This is a genomic window from Xanthomonas euroxanthea (assembly GCF_903989455.1).
In the GTDB taxonomy this organism is placed as follows: domain Bacteria; phylum Pseudomonadota; class Gammaproteobacteria; order Xanthomonadales; family Xanthomonadaceae; genus Xanthomonas; species Xanthomonas euroxanthea.
The window spans coordinates 1156150-1182544 of sequence record NZ_LR861803.1; the positions used below are offsets into that span (position 1 = coordinate 1156150).

Consider the following 26395-nt stretch of genomic DNA (forward strand, 5'->3'; position numbering starts at 1 on the left):
AGACGAAGACGCAAGCTTAGCGGCAACACGTGAGTGCGCGGGTGACGTCAGGATGCGGTGCGCGGACGCAGCTTCTGCACGCGATAGAACGTGTGGTCGCCGATGGTGGCCACCTGGTATGCATTGCGCCAGCTCGGGCTGGCGATCGCGCTTGCGGCAAAGTGGCTGGCGCCCGGCACGATTTCCTTGCGCTGACCCACCGGTAGCGCCCAGTTGCGCTCTGCAGCCAGCGCCACATGCAGCGCCTTGTTCCAGGCATCGTCATTTTTCAGCTGCGTTCCCGGGGCCACGATGGTGGGCGCGAACTGCTTGCGCGCGGTGACCACCTGGCACATCGAATCGCCCCACAAACCGCTGTCCAGGCGACGCAACGCAACTTCCGCGACGGCTTGCTGGCCGCGCAAGGTCTGATCACGCGCTTCCAGGTACACGGTGGTGCTCAAGCACAACGAATCTGCAGCTGGCTGCGGCAACAACTGCGACAGCCAAAGTATCCAAACCAGTTTCATAGAACTCCTTGCTCCGTATGGGCCGATCCGCAGAGCATCCAAGGTGGATGCACCAGTACAGAGGGCTTGGCGTCATGGGGAGGCGGCCTGCCACGGGTCGCCCGGTCTCCGGCGAAACAAGGATCTACCGGAGGTGCCCACCAAATGCGGTGGGTCAAAAAGTTGGCGCAAGGTAGGCGTCGATCACAGAATCGCGGCTGAATAGGCGGGGTTGACGCGTGTGAGTGCTTGCTACATCTACCGCTTGGCTCGAGCACAACAGCGCGCTGCATCCGTCGTGTGCGTCGCATCGTGGTGGCGACAGCGGATGTGGCAATCAACATCGGCGCAATGCGCATGCGGTGTTGCGCGTCTGCGTGTTTTTTGCGACACGCAACGCCTCATGCGCAGGCTACGCATGCAGTGCCATCGGCATGGTGCGCTACACATCATCGTCACTGATGAATGTGCTTGTACGCCGGCGTCTTGCCGCAGCAGCGGTTGGACATCCACATGCGAACGCAGGGTGCAGGAAAGAACTGTCAGTGCAGATGCCGTGCTGCCGGGATCATGCATCGTGCGATTGCTCATGCAGCGTATAACCCTATGTTGCAGTCGCTAAAGCCAGAGAAGGCGGTGGCGTGTTCGATGCGAATTGATGGGGATGGGTATCCACGACGCGTCATGACAGCTATTGCTGTCGCATCGCATCCCCAGGTCGCTCGCCACGCCTGCACCTGCATCACGCAAGGATGCGCCGCAGTGGCAGCACTCAGATATGCCGCCGAAATCGCCAGACCCCGTCGCACGATTTCTTGACGGTGGAAGCGGCGCATCGTCGTTGACGATATTGCGACTGCATCGTGCGCTTGCTGCCGCCTTGCGTACGCGCACTGTTTATTTCCAGAAGAACTAGGCACGTTGAACCACGCGCATCAAGTTCGACTTGATGAAAAAAAAGAACCTGCAGAACCTGCAAGCGTGCAGACGTGCATGGCGATCGCCGAAGCACGTGATTGCGGTCGGCACAGCACCTTGCGCGTAAGCGTTACGTTATTGTGGCCTAATCGGGATTTCATGCCTGACTTGTTGGCAGCGCTGTTGCAACAGGTCTGCGTTTTTCAGACCTCGCCAACGCGCTGCCGATCCAGGCGATCAGTATGCATGACACGCCGCAGAGTATCGGCCCCAGGGCCATCGCCCACGCCAGCTGCGCAGCGTGCCCATGCGGATAGCCGGAGACGTTCAGCAGCAGTCCGATCACGCCACTGCCGGCCGCCAGTGCGAGTTGGGCTGTCGCAGTGAGTGCGGCACATGCGCGGGCCTGCCGTGCGGGGCCATGGCGCGAGGCGAGTTCTGCGTGGCGCGCCCAGACCCATTGCCCGGCACTTCCCGCCGCCACACCCATGCCGAAGGCCAGGCCGGCATCCAGCACGCAGTGTCGAGCCATGGTGATGGCAAAGATCAACCCCAGCCCGGACAGTGCAACTCCACTCAGGCCCAATCGACGCAGCGCCACGGTCGGCCAACGCGCTGCCAAGGGCTGTATGCAGACGCTGCCCAACGCGTACGCAATCAACACCGCGCTGCCCCATCCGGCCGAGCCGATGCGCGATTGCGCCAGATACGGCGCCAATTTGGTGAACGTCGGCAACGCCAACGCCAGTGCTGCGATGACCGCCACGGGCAGCAACTGATTGCGCTGCCACTCCGACGTGGCTGGCGGTAACGGAGCGGCGGCAACTGCGTGCGCGTAAGGCTGCAGCGTGTTGCGTAACCACCATGCCGACAGCAGTGCGATGCTGCTGACCAGCGCGACGACCATCAACGCTGTCGATGCGCCGGCATATGCCCCAGCCTTCAGCACCAGGCCGATCGCTGCGCTGACCGATAGCGCGGCCAGCCCGCTGCCGATCAGGCGCAGCGCACTGACGCCGCGCGCACCGCGCCAGGGCCAGTGGCCCAACCCCAACAAGGTGTTCTGTGCCACGTCGCCGATCGCATAGGCCGCGCGGAAGGGCAGGCTGAGCAGCAACACGCTGATCAGCCTGGCACCGGCAGGAAGCGCTGGCGTCACGAACACCAGTGCCAGGGCGAGGGCTGCCAACGCAATGCCACGCCATTGCGAACGCCCGGCCCAGGCCAGGCTGGCGTGGGCACTCCAGCGTCGCGCGGCGACCATGCCCATCACTGCACTGATCACCAATCCGCCGGCGACCGACGCGCCAGCCGCCACCGCGCTCAATCCAACGTATTCGGTCAACGCAAAAATCAGCAGCAATTCGCCGGTGTACCACAGCAGGCTTTTGCCGAAATGCGCCGCAACATAGGCCCGCAATGCTGCCGGCGGCAGCATGTGGGGCGGTGCAGTCAGGGTGGAGCGCATCGCCGGTTTATAGCCGAGCTGCACGACAGGAAAAAGAATCTACCGGTGCCGCGCCAATCGGTGGCGCTTGTACCGCCTGGCGCGATCGCCAACGGCGCCGGAGTCCACACCGATCCGGCGCATCGGACTTCGCTAGAGAACCCTGCGGCGGCATCTGACGCGCAGACCGGTCATCGCCCTGCCGCTGCCACCCGCAGCGGTGACGGTGCGCCCATCCGGCGCACACCTGCGCTCGTACACGTGTTCGAGTGGCGCCGTGAGCAGGCCGCCGTGGCTTTCAGCGCGCTGCCAAGCGCGCGTTACAAGGTCGCCGCCAAGCGGCAGGCCTGATTGATCGCACGCTTGGCATCCAGTTCGGCGGCAACATCCGCGCCGCCGATCAGATGCGGTTGCCGGCCATCCGCCTGCAGCGCGGCAAGCAGGTCGCGGCGTGGTTCCTGCCCGGCGCAGACCACCACCGTGCCGACATCGAGCAGTTGCTCGTTACCTTCCACGCGGATCCGCAGGCCGGCGTCGTCCACACCCAGATACTCCACACCGCCGAGCATCTTGACGCCCTTGGCCTTGAGCGTGGCACGGTGGATCCAGCCGGTGGTCTTGCCCAGGCGCGCGCCGGGTTTGCCGGGGCTGCGCTGCAGCAGCCAGACCTGGCGGGCGGGGGGCTCGGGCTGCGGCCTGGCCAATGCGCCGGGGGTCTCGAAGCTGGGGTCCACGCCCCATTCGGCCATCCAGCGCGCCGGGTCCAGCGACGGCGATTGCCCTGTGTGCACGAGAAATTCGCCCACATCGAAGCCGATCCCGCCGGCCCCGATGATCGCGACTTTCTCGGCAGCCACATGACGGCCCAGCACCACGTCCAGATAGCTCACGACCATCGGGTGATCGGCGCCGGGGAAATCCACCTTGCGCGGCTCGATGCCGGTGGCCAGCACGATCTCGTCGAAGTCCTTCAGATCGGCCGCTTGCACGCGGGTATTCAGATGCAACTGCACCCCGGTTGCGTCGATGCGGTGACCGAAGTAACGCAGCGTCTCGGTGAATTCTTCCTTGCCCGGGATGCGCCTGGCGACGTTGAATTGCCCGCCGATTGCATCGCCTGCATCGAACAGGGTGACGCGGTGGCCGCGCTCGGCCGCCACCGTGGCGCAGGCCAGACCGGCCGGGCCGGCACCGACCACTGCAATGCGCTTGGGGTCAGGGGTCGGTGCGTAGATCAGTTCGGTTTCGTGCGCTGCGCGTGGGTTGACCAGGCAACTCGCCAGCTTGTTGTCGAACACATGATCCAGGCAGGCCTGGTTGCAGGCGATGCAGGTATTGATGGCCTGCGACTGGCCGGCGCGGGCCTTGTTGGCCCACTGCGGATCGGCCAGCAGCGGGCGTGCCAGCGACACCATGTCGGCCGCGCCGTCGGCGAGGATGCGTTCGGCCACCTCCGGCATGTTGATGCGGTTGGTCGCCACCACCGGGATGTGCAGGTGCGGCCTGAGCTTGGCGGTCACACCGGCAAATGCCGCGCGCGGCACCGAGGTGGCGATGGTCGGGATGCGTGCCTCGTGCCAGCCGATGCCGGAATTGATGATGGTTGCGCCGGCCGCCTCGATCGCCTGCGCCTGGGTCAGGATGTCCTGCCACTGGTTGCCGCCGTCGACCAGGTCCACCAGCGACAGCCGGTAGATGATGATGAAGTCCGGCCCGCAGGCGTCGCGGATGCGTTGCACGATCTCCACCGCAAAGCGCATGCGTTTTGCCGCATCGCCACCCCAGGCATCGCTGCGCTGGTTGGTGCGCGCAGCGGTGAATTCGTTGATCAGGTAGCCTTCCGATCCCATCACCTCCACGCCGTCGTAGCCGGCGTCGCGCGCCAGCCGCGCCGCACGCGCGTAGGCTGCGATCTGCCGATCCACCGCACGTGCCGAGAGCGCGCGTGGAGTGAACGGGTTGATCGGCGCCTTGAGCCGGGACGGGGCCACCGACAGCGGGTGATAGGCGTAGCGCCCCGCGTGCAGCAGCTGCAGGCAGATCTTGGCGCCGTGTGCATGTACCGCCTGGGTGACCTGACGATGCGGGCGCACCTCCCACGGCCACGACAGCTTGCCGCCGAACGGCTTGAGCCAGCCCACCACGTTCGGCGAAAACCCGCCGGTGACGATCAACCCGACACCGCCGGCAGCACGCTCGGCGAAATACGCGGCCAATCTGGGGAAATCGCGCGCACGGTCTTCCAGGCCGGTGTGCATCGAGCCCATCAGGACGCGGTTGCGCAGTTGCGTGAACCCCAGATCGAGCGGTGTGAACAGGTGCGGATAGGGCGAGACGGACGGGCCGGTGGCGGGCGACATGGTATGGATACGCTGGCGTACGGAGTGCGCACGATGCCGGCAAACGGGCGTGGCGGCAAGTCCTGACGCGCACAGCGGGTGCAGTCGGCCGCTCGGGCAGGGGCAGGACAGGGCGGGTGGCGTCCGCAGCAGGCCGCGTACCCGTTGGCAGCACGGCACGTCCCTGGTGCGATCCCGCTTGCTGGATGAGACCGTCTGGGAGACCTGGCGTTCAATCCGGCTTGCCGGCTTCCCGATCAACGGCCCTGATCGGCAGCCGCATCCGACGCGTCACGCGGGTCGCCATGGCCGCAATGGCGACTCTCTATAGAGCAAAAGGCCGATCCATCCGCGCGTTGCTGCGGAACAGATTGCCTTGCGCGCACTGCGACTCACATGGCTGCGAGTGCGCAGACGCCACAGCAGCAACGCTGCCTGCGATCCGGATGCCGGTCCCGCATTGCTGCTGATTCACGTGCGCGCGCCGTGGTCCTGCTGCCTTCTAATGTGCAAGCCAACCGGCCCGTGCACCACGCAACAGCCGAACTCAAGCGCGCAGGCCGATCACCAACCCGCCAGCACCAGCTTGCCGATCGTGCTGCCGCTTTCCAGGCGCCGATGCGCCTCGCGCAAGTGCTGCGCATTGATCGGCGACAGCGTTTCGGTGTGGGTGGTACGCAACTCGCCCGCATCGATCAGGCTGGCGGCGCGGTTGAGGATGCGGTGTTGCTCGACCATGTCCTCGGTTGCGTAGCGGGCGCGGGTGAACATCAGTTCCCAGTGGATGCCGATGCACTTGGCCTTGTAGGGATCGCCGATCGACAGCGGGCCGCGCGGCTCCACGATCAGGCCCACATGCCCCTGCGGCGCCAGGATCTCGCCCAGCTGCTGCCAGTAGCGATCGGTGTCGGCCAGGTTGAGGGCGGCGTCCACGCTCTGCATTCCCAAGGCCTGCAACTGCGGCTGCAGCGGCTGGTGATGGTCGATCACATGCTGGGCGCCCATCTGCCGCGTCCATTCGATGGTCTCCGGCCGCGAGGCCGTGGCGATCACGCTGAAGCCGGCATGCCGCGCCAGCTGGATCGCGATCGAGCCCACGCCGCCCGCGCCACCGATGATCAGCAGGTGCTTGCCGCGATTGCGGGCGCCGTCGAAAGAGAACGGCATGCGCTGGAACAGCAGCTCCCATGCGGTCAAGGTGGTCAGCGGCAGGGCCGCGGCCTGGGCGAAGCTGAGCGAGGTGGGCTTGCAGCCGGCGATGCGCGCATCGACCAGCTGATATTGCGCATTGCTGCCCGGTCGCCCGATGTCGCCCGCGTAATACACCTCGTCGCCGACTGCGAACGCGGTGACATCGGGGCCCACCGCTTCGACGACGCCGGCCGCGTCGTAGCCCAGGATCTTCGGCGCATCCAGTGTCTGCGGCTTGGGCGCGCGCACCTTGGTGTCGACCGGATTGACCGAGACCGCCTCGACACGCACCAATAAGTCATACCCCGACGGGGCTGACGGGGCTGGAAGTTCCATGTCAAGCAATGCCGCGGGATCGTCGATCGGCAGGTGACGGGTGATGACGACAGCTTTCATCGGGTCGCTCCAGGTGGGGGGTTCAGGGTGCGTTGTGTCGCCGTCGCGCCGCAACCACCGACCCCACAATTCAGCTCGGACAGGGCCTGGCGTTCACCAATGTGGTTGACGCATCAGTGCGCAGCGGGCCGGAAGGCTGGATCCGCCAGCGTATTCAACTGGCTTAATTGGGCTGCGGTTCATGCAGCCGGGATGTGCAAACTGCGTGCGCGGTCCTTCCCTTCATGAAACTGTATACGTAGTATTGAAAGGGATCGCCGGCCCTGGTGATTGCTTTCACATGTTATATGACCGTTAACGCGATCTTCACTGAAGCCGGCTTAATCTGCGCCCCGATGGCTCTGGATGTGACGAGCATCTTTACCAAGAACAACGCCTCTATCGGTTTTATCTCCCAAAGAAGGAGCTGTATACACATGAACAAGAAAATTCTCACTGCCGCGTTGCTCGGCGGTCTGGCGGTTGCCCAGGCTGCTTCCGCGCAGGAGTTCGATGACCGTTGGTACCTGACCGGTAGCGCTGGCTTCAACTTCCAGGACAGCGATCGTCTGACCAATGACGCCCCGTTCGTCACCCTGGGTCTGGGCAAGTTCGTTAGCCCGAACTGGTCGATCGACGGCGAGCTGAACTATCAGAACCCGAACTTCGATGCCAACCAGGACCAGAACTGGAGCCAGTACGGCATCTCGTTCGACCTGCGTCGCCACTTCATCCAGGAAGGCCGCGGCTGGAACCCCTACCTGCTGTTCGGTCTGGGCTACCAGCGTTCGGAAGAAGAGTTCGACGCCACCCCGAACCCGGTTTCGCCGGGCCAGCAGAAGGACGGCAACTTTGCCGCCAAGGCTGGTGTCGGTCTGCAGACCACCTTCGACAAGCGCGTCGCCGTGCGTGCCGAGTTGGCCTACCGCGCTGACTTCAACGACCAGAGCGTTGCTGCTCCGCAGGAAGACTGGTTCGGCGACGTGCTGGCTTCGGTCGGCGTCGTGATCCCGCTGGGACCGGCTCCGTCGACCGCTCCGCCGCCGGCTCCGGCTCCGGTTGCTCCGAGCTGCGCAGACCTGGATGACGACGGTGACGGCGTCAACAACTGCGACGACAAGTGCCCGGCTTCGCAGCCTGGCCAGACCATCGGTCCGGACGGTTGCCCGGTGCCTGTGTCGATCGACCTGAAGGGCGTGAACTTCGACTTCAACAAGTCGACCCTGCGTCCGGACGCCGTCTCGATCCTGAGCGAAGCGACCGAGATCCTGAAGCGTTACCCCGACCTGAAGGTCGAGGTTGCCGGTCACACCGACTCGAAGGGTACCGACGCGTACAACCAGAAGCTGTCCGAGCGTCGTGCGACCACCGTGTACGACTACCTGACCAAGAACGGCGTCGATGCGTCGCGTCTGGTTGGTCCGATCGGCTACGGCGAGAGCCGTCCGATTGCTCCGAACGCCAACCCGGATGGTTCCGACAATCCGGAAGGCCGTGCGAAGAACCGTCGTACCGAGCTGAACGTCCAGAACTAATTGGACAGTTAGCTGTTGCATACAAAACCCGGCCTTGCGCCGGGTTTTGTCTTTGTGGGAACCGGAAATCTGTACCCGGACAGTGCAAATCCTGTCTGCGTTGCCATCCAGGCACGCTTCCGGTTGAAACAGCGTTCATCGCTGCCTACACTCGCCGCGTCAACACCACACTCATACTGGAAGAACCCGATGCTGCGTACCGCTACGGCTGGATTGCTCTGTCTCGCCCTGATTCCCGCCGCATACGCCGCTCCGAACTGTGCCGGCAGCACGGTGTCCCAGCCGCTGCCGTTGCCCGCCACCGTCATTGCGCCGGCGGCCGCCGAGTTCTACACCCGTAGCGTGCAGCTGGGCATGCCCACCGGCGTGCTGGCACAGCCTTACACCACCGAGCAGTCGGTGGACCGCGTGTTGCTGCGTCTGCGCGTGGAAGGCTGCCAGGACCTGGCCAAGGTCATTCCGCCCGGCGGCACCGTCAATCCGAACGATCCGGCCGCCTACAAGGCCACCACCGCATTCGACAACACGCCGTGGCGCTTTGACATGAGCCAGAACGGCAAGCGCATGACCGCCGAAGAATTCGACGCCTGGATGAAGGCGCGCGGCGTGCGCGTGGTCAAGGCGCGTCCGGTGGCTGCGCCGGCGCCGGCTGCTGCGGCAACCGCAACGCCCGCGGCCGACGCCAAGTCGGTCGAAAACAAATAAGTCGCGGTCGGGACGGCATGACCCGGCGGCCTGCGCCGGCGACGTCCCGGCAGCGCACGCGTGGTCCGGCGGGCGCGTCACGCGCCTCCGGCATGACCACGGCGAGCAGCGCGCCACGCCACGGGCTGGCGCGCGTGCTGTCCAAACTGGGCGTGTGTTCGCGTACCGAAGCGGCGCGCTGGATCGCTGCAGGGCGGGTCAGCGTGGCGGCACGCGTGGTGCACGATCCCGAATATCCGGTCCGTGCCGACCAGCACTCCGCCATCCGCATCGACGGACAACCGTTGGCCGGGCCGGCGCGGTGCTACCTGATGCTCAACAAGCCGCGCGGCGTGGTCACCACTGTGCGCGACGAGCAGGGCAGGGACACGGTGTATCGCTGCTTCGATGGCGCCGGTTTGCCATGGATCGCCCCGGTCGGGCGATTGGACAAGGCCAGCGAAGGCCTGCTGCTCTTCAGCAACGACCCGCAATGGGCAGCGGCCGTGACCGACCCGGCAACCGGGCCGGACAAGACCTATCACGTGCAGATCGATTGCCGCCCGAGCGCTGCGCAACTGGCGCAGCTGCAGGCCGGCGTGGTCGATCCCGACCCGGACGGCGAGGGCGTGCTGCTGCGTGCCGGGCGGGTCGGCGTACTGCGCGAGGGCGAGCGCAATGCGTGGCTGGAGATCGTGCTGGACGAAGGCCGCAATCGGCAGATACGCCGCTTGCTGGCGGCGGTGGAGATCGGCGTGCTGCGGCTAGTGCGGGTGGCAATCGGCTCGCTGGCGATGGGCGAGTTGGGTAAGGGGGCGTGGCGGATGCTCAGTCCGGAGGAAGTCAGCGCGCTGACGGCGGCTCCCGCCAACGCACCAGGCGCGCGCTGAGCAAGGCGCTGACCACCTCCACGGCGCGGGCGTCGCCGGCACCGTTGGCATCGTGGCGACGGCCCTTGGCGTGGTTGCAGCCGGCACAGGCCAGGGCGAGATTACGCGCTGCATTGGCATCGTCGTCGACCAGCGCGCACAGCGCTGCCGCCGCGCGACGGCCAAACCAGGCCTGCGGGACCACGTGTTCCAGCGTGGTGTGCCCGAGCGGTTCGCCATCGGCGCGCAGCTGCAGGCGCCGACGGCAATGCAGGCAACGGGTTTCCCAGTTGCCGTCCAGCAGCTGCGCCTGGGTATCGGTCTGCGCCGCCAGCAGCAGCCGTTGGCGCAGTACCGTGCGCATCAGTCCTTGATGACGTCGAGTTCGCGGCCGATCTTGATGAACGCGTCGATCGCCTGATCCAGCTGCGCGCGGGTATGCGCGGCACTGATCTGGGTGCGGATGCGCGCCTGCCCCTTGGGCACCACCGGGAAGAAGAAGCCGATTGCGTAGATGCCTTCTTCCAGCAGGCGCTCGGCGAACTTCTGCGCCAGCGGTGCGTCGTAGAGCATCACCGGGCTGATCGGATGCACGCCGGGCTTGAGGTCGAAGCCGGCGGCGGTCATGCGCTCGCGGAAATAGCGGGTGTTGTCGACCAGTTGCGTGCGCAGCTCGCCGGCGGCTTCCAGCATCTCGAAGGCCTTGATGCCGGCGGCCACCACATGCGGCGGCAGCGAGTTGGAGAACAGATACGGGCGCGAGCGCTGGCGCAGCAGTTCGATGACTTCGCGCCTGGCGGTGGTGAAGCCGCCCAACGCACCGCCCATCGCCTTGCCCAGCGTGCCGGTGATGATGTCGATCCGGTCCAGTACGCCCTTGACCTCGGCCGAGCCGCGGCCGGTGGCGCCAAGAAAGCCGGTGGCATGGCATTCGTCGATATGCACCAGCGCGTTGTATTTGCGGGCGAGGGCGGTGATCTCGTCGAGCGGGGCGATGAAGCCGTCCATCGAGAACACGCCGTCGCTGGTGATCAGCTTGGTCTTGCAGCCAGCCGCATCGGCGGCCTGCAGCTGCGCTTCCAGATCGGCCATGTCGCAATTGGCGTAGCGGAAGCGCTTGGCCTTGCACAGGCGCACGCCGTCGATGATGGAGGCGTGGTTGAGCGCATCGGAGATGATCGCGTCCGCTTCGCCGAGCAGCGGTTCGAACAGGCCACCGTTGGCATCGAAACAGGCCGCGTAGAGGATGGTGTCCTCGGTACCGAAGAAGTCGGCGATGGTGCGCTCGAGCTGCTTGTGCAGATCCTGGGTGCCGCAGATGAAGCGCACCGAGGCCATGCCGAAACCGTGCGTGTCCAGCGCGTCCTTGGCGGCCTGGATGATGTCCGGGTGGTCGGCCAGACCCAGATAGTTGTTGGCGCAGAAGTTGAGTACGCTGCGGCCATCGGCCAGGGTGATCCGGGCCGACTGCGGGCCGGTGATGATGCGCTCGGACTTGAACAAGCCCTGGGCCTGGATGGTGTCCAGTTCGGCGGCGTAATGGGCGGTCAGCGCGGCGTGAGCGTGGGTCATGGCGATCGCAGTGGCAAGAGACGCATGATTTTAACGATCACGGTGGCATACCACTACGTCATGCAAAATCGGCATAAGGCGCGGCCTTGATGTCATTTCACCGCCTGCGTGCCGCTGCGCAGCATGGCATGCTTGCTGTTCAGCTGCGCCCCAACGGTTTGGAGATTGCTGTGACCCACCCCCGCTTCCGTCTTGTATCGACCGTGTTGTGCAGCCTGCTGGTCCTGGCCGGCCAGGCGGGCGCGCGCGACATCGGCTTGCTCAATGTCAGTTACGACCCCACCCGCGAGTTCTACCGCGACTACAACAGCGCCTTCGCCGCGCAGTGGAAGCAGCAGCATCCGCAGGACACCGTCACGGTGGAGACCTCGCACGGCGGCTCCGGCAAACAGGCGCGCGCGGTGATCGATGGCATCGAAGCCGACGTGGTGACGCTGGCACTGGCTTACGACGTCGATGCGATCGCCGAAAAGGCCAAGCTGATCGACAGCGGCTGGGAAAAGCGCCTGCCGGACAACAGCGCGCCGTACACCTCGACGATCGTGTTCCTGGTGCGCAAGGGCAACCCGAAGAACATCCACGATTGGCCGGACCTGCTGCGCTCGGGCGTGGCGGTGGTGACGCCCAACCCCAAGACCTCCGGCGGCGCGCGCTGGAACTACCTGGCTGCCTGGGCCTACGCCGACCACATCTTCAAGGGCGACCGCGAGCGCATCATGCGCTACATGCAGGCGTTGTTCCGCAACGTCCCGGTGCTCGATACCGGCGCGCGCGGCGCCACCACCACGTTCGTGCAGCGTGGCATCGGCGATGTGCTGCTGGCCTGGGAAAACGAGGCGCTGCTGGCGCGCGAGGAGCTGGGCAAGGACAAGTTCGAGATCGTGGTGCCGAAGCTGTCGATCCTGGCCGAGCCGTCGGTGGCGCTGGTCGACAAGAACGTCGACAAGCACGGCACCCGCGATGTGGCCGAGGCGTATCTGCGCTATCTGTATGCACCGGAAGGGCAAAAGCTGGCGGCCAAGCATTTCTATCGCCCACGCCACCCGGAATTTGCCGACCCCGCCGATCTGGCACGGTTCCCGGACATCAAGCTGGTGACCATCCAGGACGCGTTCGGGTCGTGGGACAAGGCCCAGCAGGAACACTTCGCCGACGGTGGCGTGTTCGACCAGATCCAGGCAAAAAAGTAGGCGATGCAGATGTCGGTTGCACCCCACCCAGCGCCGGCACCGCGCCGACGCGTCATGCCCGGGCTGGGCTTGAGTCTTGGAATCACGCTGACCTGGCTGGGACTGATCGTGCTGATTCCGCTGCTGGGCATCTTCATCAAGACCAGCGGATTGGGCTGGGACGGCCTGTGGCGGGTGTGGAGCGAGCCGCGCGTGCTGTCGGCGTTGCGGGTGAGCTTCGGCACCGCGTTTGCGGCCGGCGCCTTCAATGCGGTGATGGGCACCTGGGTGGCCTGGGTGTTCGTGCGCTACAACTTTCCGGGCAAGCGCCTGTTCGATGCGGTGATCGACCTGCCGTTCGCGTTGCCGACCGCGGTGGCCGGCATCGCGCTGACCGCCTTGTACGGCGGCAACGGCTGGGTCGGGCGCTGGCTGGAAGCGGTCGGCATCAAGGTGGCCTACACCCAGCTGGGCATCGTGCTGGCACTGGTGTTCGTGGGGTTGCCGTTCGTGGTGCGGGTGGTGCAGCCGGTGCTGGCCGAGAGCGAGCGCGAACTGGAAGCGGCCGCCGCCACGTTGGGCGCATCGCGCTGGCAGACCGTGTGGCGGGTGGTGCTGCCGGGGCTCTGGCCGGCGGTCCTGACCGGGTTCGCGCTGGCATTCGCGCGCGGCGTGGGTGAGTACGGTTCGGTGATCTTCATCGCCGGCAACCTGCCCAATTCCACCGAGATCGCGCCGCTGCTGATCACCATCCGGCTGGAGGAATTCGATTATGCCGGCGCCACCGCGATTGCCGCGGCGATGCTGCTGCTGTCGTTCGTGATCCTGCTGGTGGTCAATACGCTGCAGGCACGCCTGCTGCGCTACCAACGGAGGACTGCATGAACGATGCTGTCTCGCCGCTGCCCGCCATGGTGCAGACCCGCCAGATGACCGAACAGGCGCGCCGGATCACCGACTCGGCCACCAACGAGCCGCGCTGGGTGCAGTGGCTGATGATTGTGGGTGCGCTGCTGTTCCTGCTGGCGTTTCTGCTGCTGCCGCTGGTGCTGGTGTTCGCCGAGGCGCTGCGCGGCGGCTGGGAGACCTTCCTGCGTGCGATCGTCGACCCGGATGCGCTGTCGGCAATCAAGCTCACCCTGATCGTCACTGCCATCGTGCTGCCGCTGAACCTGGTGTTCGGCGTGGCGGCAGCGTGGGCTGTCAGCAAGCACCAGTTCCCCGGCAAGCGCTTGCTGATCAGCCTGATCGACCTGCCGTTCTCGGTATCGCCGGTGGTGGCCGGCCTGATCTTCGTGCTGATCTTCGGCCGCAGCGGCTGGGCGTGGCCATTGATCGACGAAGGCTGGCGGCTGCAGCTGCCGTTTTTTGGCGAGCTGCTGGTCCAGTTGCCGCGCATCGTGTTTGCGCTGCCCGGCATCGTGCTGGCGACGACGTTTGTCACTTTCCCGTTCATCGCGCGCGAGCTGATGCCGCTGATGGAGCAGCAGGGCAGCGATGAGGAGCTGGCCGCACTGAGCCTGGGCGCGAATGGTTGGCAGATGTTCTGGCGGGTGACCCTGCCCAACATCCGCTGGGGCCTGATGTATGGCGTGTTGCTGTGCGCGGCGCGTGCGATGGGCGAGTTCGGTGCGGTGTCGGTGGTGTCCGGGCATATCCGCGGGCGCACCAACACGCTGCCCCTGCACGTGGAAATCCTCTACAACGAATACGCCTACAGCGCCGCGTTTGCGTGTGCCTCGTTGCTGGCATTGACTGCGCTGCTGACGCTGGCGCTGAAGACGTACCTGGAATGGCGGCACGGCGATTCGCTCGCCGCCAACCACCGACATTGAGGTGAACATGGGCATCCGCATCCACCGCCTGCGCAAGCAGTTCGACACGTTCACCGCGCTGGACGACATCACCCTGGACGTGCGTCAGGGTGAGTTGCTGGCCTTGCTGGGGCCGTCCGGCTCCGGCAAGACCACCTTGCTGCGGATCATGGCCGGGCTGGAGCATGCCGATGGCGGCCAGGTGCTGTTCGGCGACGAAGATGCCACCCGCATGAGCGTGCAGTCGCGCCGGGTCGGTTTCGTGTTCCAGCACTATGCACTGTTCAAGCATATGGACGTGTTCGAGAACATCGCCTTCGGCCTGCGGGTGCGGCGCGGTCCCGAGCGCTGGGCCGAAGCACGCATCCGCGCACGCGTGGAAGAGTTGCTGGCGCTGGTGCAGTTGCAGGGCCTGGAGCGACGCTATCCCACCCAGCTGTCCGGCGGCCAGCGGCAGCGCGTGGCGCTGGCGCGTGCACTGGCGATCGAGCCGCGCGTGTTGCTGCTGGACGAGCCCTTCGGTGCGCTGGATGCGCAGGTGCGCCGCGACCTGCGCCGCTGGCTGCGCGAGCTGCACGAGCGCACCGGCCTGACCACGGTATTCGTCACCCACGACCAGGAAGAAGCGCTGGAGCTGGCCGACCGGGTGGCGATCCTCAATCGCGGCCGCATCGAGCAGCTCGACACGCCGGCGATGATCTACGACAAGCCGGCCTCGCCGTTCGTGTATTCGTTCGTGGGCGCGGTGAACCGCATTCCGGGTGTGCTGGTGCAAGGCCAGATCCAGGTCGCCGGGCATGCCTTGCCGGCAGCCAATGCCGCGTTGGCGGCCGGCCCGGTAGAAGTCTACGTGCGGCCGGAAGATCTGGTGCCGGACGATGCCGGTTGGCCGGCCACGGTGGCCTGGTCGCAGCGCAGCGGGGCGCGTCTGCGGCTGCGCGCCACGCTGGAGCCGGCAGGCAACGAGGTGGAAGTGGAGCTGCCGGCATCGGCGGGCAGCTTCCAGCCTGGGCAGCAGCTGCGGCTGGCAGCGCGGCATTACGGTGTGTTTCCGGTCTGATTTGGGCCGGGATTCGGGATTCGGGATTCGGGATTGGAATTGGGAATTGGGAATTCGCAAAAGCGAAGCGAATCCCTGCTATCCCCAATCTCCAATCTCCACTCCCGGCCCATCAAGATTCCGCGCGGGCGGTCGATGAGACAGAACCCTGACCGGCGTCATCTGCTCTCAAGCTTGTGCGCCAGGTCAAGCGAGCGCGACTTGTCTGTTGCGCTGCAATGACGGTTGGACTAATAAGGCATGGCAGTCCCGCCTCGCGCAATCCGACCGCCCATCGCTCCAGGAGATGTCCATGAAGCCGTCCTCGCTCGCGTGTTGTCTGTCGTTGCTGCTGCTTGGTGTCGCGCCGTTGGCACAGGCCCAGGATGAGGAGGCGCCCGCCTCGCCGTTCACCGGTACCTTCGCGGTGACCAGCGACTACCTGTTCCGCGGTATTTCGCAGACCAATGAGGAGCCCGCCTTCCAGGCCGGGCTCACCTACAAGACGCCGTTCGGCCTGTACATCGGCACCTGGACCTCCAACGTCGACTACGGTGCAGGCGACCCGGATTGGGAAGTGGATGGCTTTGTCGGCTACAACACCGATCTGGGCAACAACTTCAATTTCGATGTGATGGTCAATCGCTACCAGTATCTGGGAGCGGGCGCGTCCAATTACGCCGAGCTGATCACCAAGACCACGTTCCTGAAGACCTATAGCCTCACCGTTGCCTATACCAACGATCTCTATGGCACCAAGACCGATGGCTACTACTACGCGCTGGATGCCAACTGGTCGCTGCCACACGACTTCACCTTCGGCGCGCATGCGGGGCACAGCGTCTATACCTCCTCGCTGAGCCAGGTGGACCACGACTACAACGACTTTGGCGTGAATGTCGGCAAGGTGTTCGGTCCACTGGGTCTGAGCGTGGGCTATTACGACACCAGCGAAGCGGCGGAATTCGGCTTCGGGCGGCAGAATTCGCAGAACCATCTGGTGGCGACTGCGACAGTCACCTGGCCGTGAGGGCAATCGCCTGAACAGCGGTTTTGACGATCTGGCTATGGGGTGATGAGGCGGGAAGGTCGATGCTCGCACTCCTAGGTGCCCTGAAGTTGAAAGACCCCAAGACTCAAATTGCGTTTGTCTTGTCTTTAAGTGATTGCAACGTGCGGATGGATCACTTGCAGATGCAGAGCCGCTGATCTGCTGCCTGGCTGCAGGGCCCTTGCCCGCCGACCATCGCAGGACACGCCGCAAGTACGTCCATGTAGGCTCTTACGCGGCATCCATGCCGCGTAAGGTCCCGCGACGGTAGGCGGGCAAGGACCAGTCGAGATGGTCGGTGCGTGGTTGCAAGCAGACCATGGCGTGCATCGTCCGGATCACCTTGCGTCCGACAATTTTCCCGTCGCGCGCTGAGCAACGGGCGGACTGCCAACAAGCAATCTATGGAACTCTGGGCGTCTCAGCGCCTAGCAATAAGCGTGTTTTTTTACCTGACCACCGACTAACTTATTGGTGCAGTGAGGCCGCCGCGCCCTCGACCCACTAAGCGTTGCGTGCGTTGCCTGCGCTCTGAAAACGGACATGCAAAAGGCGCCTCGCGGCGCCTTTTGCGTTGAAACGTATTGGCCGGTCAGTTCCAGCTCAACACGACCTTGCCGGCCTTGCCTTCTTCCATCAGGTCGAAGCCCTTCTGGAAGTCGTCGATCGGCAACTGATGGGTCAGCACCTTGTGCAGCGGGAAGCCCGACAGCACCAGTTGCGTCATCTTGTACCAGGTCTCGTACATCTTGCGGCCGTAGATGCCCTGCACGGTCAGGCCCTTGAAGATGATCTTGTCCCAGTCGCAACCGGCGCCGCGCGGCATGATGCCGAGCATGGCGATCTTGCCGCCGTGGTACATGCAGTCGAGCATGTCGTTGAAGGCGCGCGGGTTGCCGCTCATTTCCAGGCCCACGTCGAAGCCTTCCATATGCAGGTCGGCCATGACGTCCTTGAGCGAGGTCTTGGACACGTTGACCACACGCGTGGCGCCCATGTCGGCGGCCAGCTTGAGGCGGAAGTCGTTGACATCGGTGACCACCACATTGCGCGCACCGATGTGCTTGCAGATGCCGGCGGCGATGATGCCGATCGGACCGGCGCCGGTGATCAGCACGTCCTCGCCGATGACATCGAACTCCAGCGCGCAGTGCGCGGCGTTGCCGTAGGGGTCGAAGAACGCGGCCAGCTCGGAAGGAATCTGGTCGGGGATCGGCCACAGGTTGCTGGCCGGCATCACCATGTACTCGGCGAAGGCGCCATTGACGTTGACGCCGATGCCGACCGTGTTGGGGCACAGGTGCGGACGGCCGCCGCGGCAGTTGCGGCAATGTCCGCAGACGATGTGGCCTTCGGCCGACACGCGCTGGCCGACCTGGTAGCCGGTTACCGCCGAACCGAGCTCGGCCACGCGGCCGACGAACTCATGGCCGATGGTCAGGCCGGGGGTGATGGTGCGCTGGCTCCACTCGTCCCACAGGTAAATATGCAGGTCGGTGCCGCAGATCGCGGTCTTTTCCAGCTTGATCAGCACCTCGTTGGGGCCAGGGCTGGGAACGGCGACCTGTTCCAGCCAGATGCCCTTGTTTGCTTCGCGCTTGACCAGCGCCTTCATCGTCTGCGCCATCTGGCGGGACCTGCTGAGTGAAAGTAAGGCGGCGATTATATGCGGCGCGCGGTGAGTGCATGTGGCGGTGCAACAGCAATGGTCCCCGTGCGGTCGGGGGCAGCGGTGGCGCTGGGTTGGTTGGCAGACAGCATGTGTTTGTTGCGGGGCGGTTGCCCCCATCCGCCCTTCGGGCCCCTTCCCCCGCAAGCGGGGGAAGGGCGGGGAAGTCGAGAAACAGGGAGCACAACAAACAGGGAATTCGAGAAGCGGGGAATTCGAGAAGCAGGGAGGCAACAAGTAAGGAATTCCAGGCAGGGAAGCCAACAAGCACGTAAGTCAGCAAGCAGGCAAGTTGCAGTGCAGGAAGGGCCACCGCAGCGGGCCGATGCGATCGACGCCTTGCGTGAATGCGTCGGTGTCCATGCAGGGAGGGCAGACACGCAGGGAAGGCAGAAAGGAAAAGCGGGGAAGACAGAAGAGAATTAGGAAAAACAAGGAAAAGCTGGGGAGACAACAAGCAGATGAGGCCGAGATACGGAGCGGCCAAGCAGGCGTGAAGGCGTGAAGGCCCGGAAAAGAAACTTGCCGACCTGCTCGAGGTATCGGGGAGTGTCGGCATGCCTTCTCCCGCATGCGGGAGAAGGTGGCGCGTAGCGCCGGATGAGGGCGCCTTAGGTGGTGCAAAGCTGCTTAGAACTTCACATCCAGGCTCATGAAGTACTGGCGCGGCGCGCCGACCACCATGGTCTGGTTGTAGCCCTGCGGATCGGAGGCCACGTAGCCGTTGGTGCCGGTGCTGGCGAAATAGCGCTTGTCGGTGAGGTTGGTGATGTTGAGCGCCAACGCCACATCGGCCACCCCGCCCACGCGACCGAAGTCGTAACGCGCGCCCGCATTGAACAGCCAGTACGAGGGCACCTGCGAATCGTTGAGGAAGGTGATGTAGCGCTTGTCGACATACTTGCCGTCCAGATCCAGGCGCAGGTTGCCGAGTTGGTAGCTGGCGCTGGAGGAGAACATCAACGCGGGGATGCCGACCACGTCCTTGCCGGAGGTGGCGACCACGCCGTTGTTGAGGTAATCGTCCTGGTAGCGCGAGCGATTCCACGACAGCGAATTCAACCAGCTCAGGCCTTCCATCGGACGCCACATCAAGGCCAGATCCGCACCTGCGCTATGCACGGCACCCACATTGCTCAGGATCGCCGCGCAGGTCTGCACCGCGCTACATGGCGAGGTGGTCAACAAGCGGTTGGAGAACTTGGTGAAGTAGGCGTCGGCCGACAGCTGGAACTGCGCATCCTGCACGCGGTAACCCACCTGCACGGTCTGCGATTCTTCCGGCTCCAGCGTGGAGCGGCTGCGGTCGAACGCCGCCTGCGAGGTGCCGAACGGGGTGAAGCCGAATGCGGCGATGTTCTTGCTGTAGGAGGCGTAGATGTCCTGGCGTTCGTCCAGCTTGTAGTTGATGCCAACCTGCGGCAGGAAGTTGTCCTCGGCGCGGATGCGGCCCTGTGCCAGCGCGGTGGTCGGCACCAGGGACTGCGCACGCGTGGTGGTGCTGAGCGCCTTTGCACCGTAGTTGATGGTCAGGCGGTCGTCGAGCAGGCGCACGCTGTCCTGCAGGTACAGCATGCGGGTCTGGGTGGTGTAGCGCTGCAGGAAATCGCGGCGGAACGGCGTCTGCACTTCGTACACGTTGTACAGCGAGGTATAGCCCTCGTTGCCGAGCGCGAAGTAGTTGCGCTGCTGCGTGGTACGTGCGTTTTCCGCCCACAGGCCCACTTCCAGATCGTGGTTGCCCCACGACCATTTCAATGCGCTGGTGCCGCCGTAACGATCCAGGCCGTAGTCGGTGGTGCGCATCGACAGCGGAACCTGCGCAGACGTCGGCACATAGGGCGTCACCCACTGACCTTCACCACGGTTGGCATGGTAGTAGCCCGTGGCATCCAGCGTGGCGCCGCCGAACACGAACGTGCCCGACAAACCGGCCAGGTTGTCGCGGCGCAGACCGCCGCCGGCGTAGTAGCTGGCGTCGAGCCAGCTGTAATCGTCGGGCAGACCGGCCAGCGATTGCGGATAGCCGTTGGCCACGCCGCTGGTGGCACCGGTGGTTTGATACGCACGTGCCATCTGCACCGCGGTGGCCCAATCCGGCTGCAGATAGTCGTGGTCCCAGCCCAGCGCACGCTGGCTGGTCAACGACAGGTCCATGTAGTCGTATTCCTTGCGCCGCGAGGTATCCACGAACAGGCTCAGACGGTTGCCATCGCCCCACTGGTAGACGGTCTTGAGGTTGGCCTGCTCGGATTGCTGGTCGCCGAAGCCTTTCCACTTGTCGGTGCTGGCATTGGCGTAGGACAGATACGCCGACAGGCCATTGCGGTCGCCGGTGTCGCCACGCACGAAGGTGCGCCGCGTGGCATCGCTGCCGACCGTCTGCACCAGGCGCAGGCCGGGCGTGGTCTGTGGATCGGCCGAGTAGAACTGCATGGTGCCGCCGAGGTTGGTGTTGGACGCCGTCCCGAGCGCACCGGCGCCTTGCGCGATCTCCACCGAGCCGAGGTTCTCCGAAATGATGGCGCGGGTGATGTGCAGGCCGTTGGTGACGCCGTAGCTCATGTTGCCGAGCGGAATGCCATCGAGCGTGTAGCCCAGCCGGCTCTGGTCGAAGCCATGCAGGGTGACCTGCGTGGACCACTCGTAGGTGCCGAACGGATCGGCCGACTGGAACTGCACGCCCGGCAATTTTTCCACCGCCTTGAAGGCGCTGCTGCCCGGTGTCAGCTGCTCGATGTCCTGCCGGCTGATGCGCTGGACCTGGCGGGTGCTGCCTTGCGACACCACATTGATCGCGTCCAGCTGGGTGGCATTGGCGGCGGCATCGGCCACGGTGGCCGGGGTATCGGCTACCGGCGCCTCTGCAACGGCAACCGGTGTGGCCGCAGATGCGATGACCGGAAGCAGCGCGGCCAGGGCAAGCGCCAGCGGAGTGACATGAAAACGGCGAGCGGAAGTCATGGGGGAATCCTGTTCGAGCACGGCTGAGGGCGACGCACGGTGCAAGACCGGCGTTTCGCGACGCAGGGTGTCAACGACGTGTGAAACATTGATGACGATGGCTGTCGCAAAACTGTCGTGCTTGCCCGCTATACGTGTCGTACCCAGCCGCACTGCGCGGCGACGTACACGTATTTCCTGCAGGTTCCGTAGCCATGACGTCCTCCCCCTCGCGCCGCGATTTCCTCAAGCGCGTCGCCGCGCTGACCGCCGCCGGCGCCCTGCCGTCCTCGATCGGCCGCGCACTCGCGCTGCCGGCCAACTCGCGCACCGGCACGCTGCGCGACATCGAACACGTGGTGATCTTGATGCAGGAAAACCGCTCCTTCGATCATTACTTCGGTGCGCTGCGCGGCGTGCGCGGCTTCGGCGATCCGCGTCCGTTGCAGCTGCGCGACGGTCACCCGGTATGGAGCCAGCCGGCCGCCGATGGTCGTCGCCTGCTGCCGTTCGCCTTCGATTCGCAAAACACCTGCGCACCGTTGATCAAGAGCCTGGATCACTCGTGGAAAGCCGGCCACGGGCAGGACCCGGCGCGCTGGGCCGAGTACGACGCCTGGGTGCCGTACAAGGGCGAATTGACGATGGGATATTTCCAGCGTCACGACATCCCGTACTACCACGCACTGGCCGATGCCTTCACCATCTGCGACGGGTATTTCTGTTCGTTGCACGGGCCGACCAATCCCAATCGCATGTATCTGTTCACCGGCACCAGCGGCACCAGCGTGGGCAATCTCGGCGCGCAGGTGGTGACCAACGCCGACGACGGCAACTGGACCGCCGACATGGCACGCGACAAGCCCGGGTATGCGGCGATGGACTGGACCACCTACGCGCAGCGCCTGCAGGCCGCAGGCGTGGATTGGCGCGTGTACCAGGAGTACGACAACTTCGGCTGCAACTCGCTGGCGTATTTTTCGCACTATCGTGATCTGCACCCCGACGACGAACGCTATCGACGCGCGCGTGCCTGCGTGCCCGGTTCCACCGCCGACAACGCCGCCACCACGCAGGCCGAGCATCTCATCGCCGCGATCGCCGCCGACGTGCAGGCCGACCGCTTGCCGCAGGTGTCCTGGATCGTGCCGCCCACCGCGTACTGCGAACATCCGGAAGCGCCGCCGGCCTATGGCGAGTCGCTGGTGGCGCGCCTGATCGATGCGCTCACCGCCAACCCACAGGTGTGGGCCAAGACCGCGTTGATCATCAACTACGACGAAAACGACGGCTTCTTCGATCACGTGCCCGCAGCGTTGCCGGCGCTGGATGCGCGCATGGGGCGCAGCAACGTCGATACGCGCGGGGAGGTCTACGCGGGCGTGCCGATGGGCTTGGGCATCCGCGTGCCGATGCTGGTGATCTCGCCCTGGACGCGCGGCGGCTGGGTCAATTCGCAGGTGTTCGATCACACCTCGGTACTGCGGCTGCTGGAACGTCGTTTCGGTGTGGCCGAACCCAACATCAGCCCGTGGCGCCGGGCGGTCAGTGGCGATCTGACCAGCGTGTTCGATTTCCGCAAGCCGGACGATTCGGCAGTGAGTGCTCTGCCGTCGGTCGATGACTACCGCGCGCGCACCGCCGCGGTGCGCGACAAGCCGCTACCGGTGCCGCCGACCAGGGCCAGCATGCCGCGCCAGGAGCCGGGACAACGTCCGGCACGTGCATTGCCGTACGCCTTGCAGGTGCATGCGCGCGTGCAGGGCGAAGGTGGCGTGCAACTGCAGTTCGTCAACAGCGGCGCTGCGGCGGCTGCGTTCAATGTCTACACCAGCGCTGCAAGCGGCGGCCCGTGGTACTACACCGTATTGCCTGGCACCCAGCTGGACGATGTGCCGGTCGGCGCTGCGCACAACGGCGCCTATGCGCTGAGCGTGTATGGGCCCAACGGTTTCCTGCGCGAATTTGCTGGCGACCTCGCTGCAGCCGGGACGCAATCGGCAGCGCCGTGGTTGGAGGCCCGGCAGGACGGCGAGATGCTGGTGCTGGACATCGGCAACGCCGGGCGGCAACCGTGCACGCTGCAGCTGCGCGCGCTGGACTATGCAGACCCGGCCGTGCGGTCGATGCACCTGGCCGCAGGTCAGCGCCAGACCGTGCGGCTGGCGCTTGCAGCCAGTGATCACTGGTACGACGTCGTGCTGGAACAGCCCGGAACCGCGTTCCGCCGCCGGCTGGCCGGGCATCTGGAAACCGGCAGGCCCAGCCGCAGTGATCCGGCATTCGGGCGCGCCTGAGCCGGTGTCGTGGTTCGCCGGTGATTGAGGCGCAGGGCAGGCTGGTTGCCCCGGCCTTTGATGGCAACCGGAAGTCGGTGAGCGGCAGCTGGATCTCCGATCCGGCGATGACTCGCATCGTCGCCGTGGATCGCGGTGGTTGCGCTGGGTCATGACGGAAGTGGCCCCCGGCACCGCCACCGCTGCAGCAACCCGGCCTGCGCTGACGCGGGCGGCCGGCACCGCAGCGGGAGGGGTTATCATGCGCTCCCGTTTCGCTGCGGCGAGCCGGCCCCTTCCCCCAAGGAATCTCTCGCGCATGCGCATCCTGCTTGCCCGTCACGGCGAGACGCCGTGGAACGCCGAAGGCCGCTACCAGGGCCAGATCGATATCCCGCTGTCGCCGGTCGGCGAAGGCCAGGCCGCCGCGCTCGGCGCGCGTCTGCAGTCGTTGGAGATCACCCGCGCGGTGGCCTCGCCGCTGTCACGCGCGCAGGCCACCGCCAGGCTGGCGCTGGGCAGCGCGCGCGAAAACCTGCTGCAGACCGATGCAGACCTGCAGGAAATCGCCCACGGCGAATGGGAAGGCCTGCTGGCCAGCGAGATCAACGACAAGGATCCGGCACGTCTGCGCGCCTGGCGCGACGAGCCCGATACCGTGCTGATGCCCGGCGGCGAATCCCTGCGTCAGGTGCTGGACCGCAGCTGGCGCGGCCTGGCGCGCGCGGCCGATGGCCTGGGCGCGGCCGACACCTTGCTGGTGGTCGCGCACGATGCGGTCAACCGCGTGATCCTGTGCAAGATCCTGGGCCTGCCGCTGTCCCGGCTATGGACCTTCCGCCAGGCGCCGACCACGCTCAACCTGCTCGAAGGCGAGGACGTGGATCACCTGGAAGTGGTGCGCCTGAACGACTGCGCGCACCACACGCCGTTCTTTGGTGAAGCCAAGCATCGGGCGCTGTAAGGCAACGCCTGGCAAGCATGCAGGACACGCTGTGGCGCGTCATCCCGGGATCATCGCCAACTGGCCTAAGGTGCTTCGGTGCGCTGTCTTGGGCAGTGTGTGCGGCCTGTTGGCGCTAGCGGTGTTTTCCGACTTCATTCCCGCACCGTTTCTTTCTGGTCGGAACTGGGTAGCGCCGATGGTGCTGCTGGGAGGCGCATTGACGGTGCTGATCTTTGCGCCGGCCTATCGCATCGGCGGATGGAAGGCAGTCTTCGGTACGCAGCCGCTGAACACGGTTCTGGCGATCTGCCTGGCGCCGCCGCTGTTGGGATTTCTGTGCTGGCTCGTACTGGCTCTAGGGGCGCCGTGGGTGTACACGCGTATGGCCGGTGTCGATTTCAAGGAAACGCATGTGATGCAGGTCGAGTACTTTCAAAGCGGGCGTTCGTGCAAATACCGATTGCGTGGCGGGCCGCTGGAAAATCGGTTTCCCGGCCATCTGTGCGTCAGCGAGGCGCTCTATCGTCGGCATCTCGATCAGCAGGTGACCGTGGTGTTGACCGGTCAGCGCTCGCTGTTGGGAATGCGGGTTGCAGCGATCGAAGACGCCCGGTGATCGGGACGTCCGACACAGACAATTGGAGTCGGCAACGACAGGCGCATGCGCCTGGACAAGATGGCGTCGTTTGTCCGACGACGTGAGGGCCTGAAAATTCGCGATAATGCGGTTCTTCCTGCGCAGTCCCCGCCGTGAACGCAACCGACTCCCTCTCCGACTGGCTCGTCTATATCGAGCAGCAGCATCCAAGCACCATTGCCATGGGCCTGGAGCGCGTGCGCGAGGTGGCGGCACGTCTGCAGCTTGCCGCGCCTGCCAGGCACGTCATCGTGGTCGGTGGCACCAATGGCAAGGGGTCCACCGTGGCCTTCATCGAGGCGATCGGGCGCGCCGCCGGCTGGAAGGTGGGCAGCTACACCTCGCCGCATCTGCTGCGCTACAACGAGCGTGTGCGCATCGATGGCGTCGATGCGAGCGATGCCGCGCTGGTCGAGGCATTTGCGGCGGTCGAGGCAGTGCGCGGCGACACCACGTTGACCTATTTCGAATACGGCACACTGGCGGCACTGTGGCTGCTGCAGCGCTCCGCGCTGGACCTGGCGGTGCTGGAAATCGGCCTGGGCGGGCGCCTGGATGCAGTCAATATCGTCGATTCGGATGTGGCGGTGATCACCACCGTGGATATCGACCATACCGATTGGCTGGGCGAAGACCGCGAAGCGATCGGCGCCGAGAAGGCCGGCATCATCCGCGCCTGGAAGCCGGTGGTGCTGGGCGAAATCGACCCGCCATCGAGCGTACTGCGGCGTGCCTACCAGCTGGGCGCCAACGCGATCCGCGCCGGCAGCGATTATTTCTTCGAGCCGATCGAGGCGCAGCATCCGGAAGCGCCGCAGTGGCGCTGGCGCGATGTCGCGGTGACGCTGGAACTACCGATGCCGGCCCTGCACGCGCCGGTGCAGCTGGCCAATGCGGCCGCGGCAATTGCCGCGCTGCAGGCCTTGCCGGAAGCGCTGCCCGATGCCGCGTGGGCGCAGGGAATTTCCAGCGCGCAGGTGGTCGGGCGATTGCAGCGCTGTGACGTCGATGGCGTGCAGGTGCTGCTGGACGTCGGCCACAACCCGCAGGCCGCGCGCGCGCTGGCTGATGCACTGGGCGCGCAGGCGCATACGGGCAGCACGCATGCCATCTACGCCGCACTGGCGGACAAGGACGTGCTGGGCGTGGTGGAGGCGGTGGCCACGCAGGTCGACCAATGGAGCCTGGCCGGGCTGGACGGCGCGCGTGGGCAGTCGGCGCAGGCCTTGCAGGCCCGTCTGCAGGGCAGTGCGGCAGCGCAGGCGGTATGTCACGGCGACGTGGCGGGCGCATTGGCCGCAGTGCTGGCGCAGGCCGCCCCCGGTGATCGGGTGCTGGTGTTCGGCTCGTTTCATACCGTTGCCGACGCGCTAAACGCACTTCGTTCAGTCCACCCGGGGCGGTAGCCCGGCTGCGGCCTTATAATCGCCGCG

General features: G+C 65.4%; 20 protein-coding genes and 1 pseudogene. 13 read left to right on the forward strand and 8 right to left on the reverse strand.

Annotation, left to right across the window (positions count from 1 at the left end; all coding sequences use genetic code 11):
- Positions 1-47: 47 nt before the first annotated feature.
- From H7A86_RS04915 to H7A86_RS04930, 4 genes are all read right to left on the reverse strand, one after another.
- Entirely contained in the window at positions 48-509 is a 462-nt protein-coding gene (locus H7A86_RS04915) for a cell wall hydrolase (RefSeq protein WP_104582275.1), read from the reverse strand.
- Between the two features lie 1054 nt (positions 510-1563).
- The gene (locus H7A86_RS04920) at positions 1564-2862 is read right to left on the reverse strand and encodes an MFS transporter (protein ID WP_232099324.1); all 1299 of its coding nucleotides are present in this window, start codon (positions 2860-2862) and stop codon (positions 1564-1566) included.
- A 311-nt stretch (positions 2863-3173) separates the two neighbouring features.
- Entirely contained in the window at positions 3174-5213 is a 2040-nt protein-coding gene (locus H7A86_RS04925; protein WP_119130816.1) for an NADPH-dependent 2,4-dienoyl-CoA reductase, read from the reverse strand.
- A gap of 543 nt (positions 5214-5756) precedes the next feature.
- Positions 5757-6779, reverse strand: a complete 1023-nt coding sequence (locus tag H7A86_RS04930) for a zinc-binding alcohol dehydrogenase family protein (RefSeq protein ID WP_119130817.1) — start codon at positions 6777-6779, stop codon at positions 5757-5759.
- A gap of 416 nt (positions 6780-7195) precedes the next feature.
- Between H7A86_RS04930 and H7A86_RS04935 the strand changes: the two genes are divergently transcribed.
- From H7A86_RS04935 to H7A86_RS04945, 3 genes are all read left to right on the forward strand, one after another.
- Positions 7196-8293, forward strand: coding sequence for an OmpA family protein (locus H7A86_RS04935; protein ID WP_104532906.1), 1098 nt, complete (start codon positions 7196-7198; stop codon positions 8291-8293).
- Between the two features lie 189 nt (positions 8294-8482).
- Positions 8483-8998: a hypothetical protein gene (locus H7A86_RS04940; protein ID WP_024938551.1), complete on the forward strand. Its 516-nt coding sequence runs from the start codon at positions 8483-8485 to the stop codon at positions 8996-8998.
- 17 nt (positions 8999-9015) lie between these two features.
- Positions 9016-9867, forward strand: coding sequence for a pseudouridine synthase (locus H7A86_RS04945; RefSeq protein ID WP_119130818.1), 852 nt, complete (start codon positions 9016-9018; stop codon positions 9865-9867).
- Here H7A86_RS04945 and H7A86_RS04950 read toward each other — a convergent pair.
- Both H7A86_RS04950 and kbl read right to left on the reverse strand, forming a co-directional pair.
- Positions 9821-10210: an HNH endonuclease gene (locus H7A86_RS04950; RefSeq protein ID WP_119130819.1), complete on the reverse strand. Its 390-nt coding sequence runs from the start codon at positions 10208-10210 to the stop codon at positions 9821-9823. The two genes, H7A86_RS04945 and H7A86_RS04950, sit on opposite strands and share 47 nt — an antisense overlap.
- On the reverse strand, positions 10210-11418 hold the full coding sequence (gene kbl, locus H7A86_RS04955; protein ID WP_119130820.1) for a glycine C-acetyltransferase: 1209 nt from the start codon (positions 11416-11418) through the stop codon (positions 10210-10212). Before kbl ends, H7A86_RS04950 begins: the two co-directional genes overlap by 1 nt.
- Positions 11419-11507: 89 nt before the next feature.
- Here kbl and H7A86_RS04960 point away from each other — a divergent pair, with 89 nt between their 5' ends.
- From H7A86_RS04960 to H7A86_RS04980, 5 genes are all read left to right on the forward strand, one after another.
- Positions 11508-12608: a sulfate ABC transporter substrate-binding protein gene (locus H7A86_RS04960; RefSeq protein ID WP_180708034.1), complete on the forward strand. Its 1101-nt coding sequence runs from the start codon at positions 11508-11510 to the stop codon at positions 12606-12608.
- A gap of 3 nt (positions 12609-12611) precedes the next feature.
- Positions 12612-13472 carry a sulfate ABC transporter permease subunit CysT gene (cysT, locus tag H7A86_RS04965; RefSeq protein WP_119129705.1) on the forward strand — a complete coding sequence of 287 codons (861 nt, stop codon included), beginning with the start codon at positions 12612-12614 and terminating at the stop codon, positions 13470-13472.
- Positions 13469-14422, forward strand: a complete 954-nt coding sequence (gene cysW, locus H7A86_RS04970; RefSeq protein WP_104649508.1) for a sulfate ABC transporter permease subunit CysW — start codon at positions 13469-13471, stop codon at positions 14420-14422. Before cysT ends, cysW begins: the two co-directional genes overlap by 4 nt.
- A 7-nt stretch (positions 14423-14429) precedes the next feature.
- A complete protein-coding gene (locus H7A86_RS04975; RefSeq protein ID WP_119130939.1) occupies positions 14430-15461 on the forward strand; it encodes a sulfate/molybdate ABC transporter ATP-binding protein in 1032 nt (343 codons plus the stop codon).
- A gap of 292 nt (positions 15462-15753) precedes the next feature.
- A complete protein-coding gene (locus tag H7A86_RS04980) occupies positions 15754-16470 on the forward strand; it encodes a TorF family putative porin (protein WP_119130821.1) in 717 nt (238 codons plus the stop codon).
- Positions 16471-17083: 613 nt separating this feature from the next.
- Here the strand turns inward: H7A86_RS04980 and tdh are convergent.
- Both tdh and H7A86_RS04990 read right to left on the reverse strand, forming a co-directional pair.
- Positions 17084-18118: an L-threonine 3-dehydrogenase gene (gene tdh, locus H7A86_RS04985; protein WP_180496889.1), complete on the reverse strand. Its 1035-nt coding sequence runs from the start codon at positions 18116-18118 to the stop codon at positions 17084-17086.
- A 672-nt stretch (positions 18119-18790) separates the two neighbouring features.
- A complete protein-coding gene (locus H7A86_RS04990; RefSeq protein WP_119130822.1) occupies positions 18791-21124 on the reverse strand; it encodes a TonB-dependent receptor in 2334 nt (777 codons plus the stop codon).
- A gap of 194 nt (positions 21125-21318) precedes the next feature.
- Here H7A86_RS04990 and H7A86_RS04995 point away from each other — a divergent pair, with 194 nt between their 5' ends.
- The 5 genes and pseudogenes from H7A86_RS04995 to folC all read left to right on the forward strand — a co-directional run bounded on the left by H7A86_RS04995 (position 21319) and on the right by folC (position 26368).
- Positions 21319-23400, forward strand: a complete 2082-nt coding sequence (locus tag H7A86_RS04995) for a phosphocholine-specific phospholipase C (protein WP_119130823.1) — start codon at positions 21319-21321, stop codon at positions 23398-23400.
- Between the two features lie 11 nt (positions 23401-23411).
- Positions 23412-23606: pseudogene (locus H7A86_RS05000) on the forward strand (S46 family peptidase); the annotation flags it as partial.
- Between the two features lie 92 nt (positions 23607-23698).
- Positions 23699-24343, forward strand: a complete 645-nt coding sequence (locus H7A86_RS05005) for a histidine phosphatase family protein (RefSeq protein ID WP_104582476.1) — start codon at positions 23699-23701, stop codon at positions 24341-24343.
- 88 nt (positions 24344-24431) lie between these two features.
- The gene (locus tag H7A86_RS05010) at positions 24432-24941 is read left to right on the forward strand and encodes a hypothetical protein (RefSeq protein ID WP_104582288.1); all 510 of its coding nucleotides are present in this window, start codon (positions 24432-24434) and stop codon (positions 24939-24941) included.
- Positions 24942-25075: 134 nt separating this feature from the next.
- Positions 25076-26368: a bifunctional tetrahydrofolate synthase/dihydrofolate synthase gene (folC, locus tag H7A86_RS05015; protein WP_119130824.1), complete on the forward strand. Its 1293-nt coding sequence runs from the start codon at positions 25076-25078 to the stop codon at positions 26366-26368.
- The last annotated feature ends 27 nt before the right edge of the window (positions 26369-26395 follow it).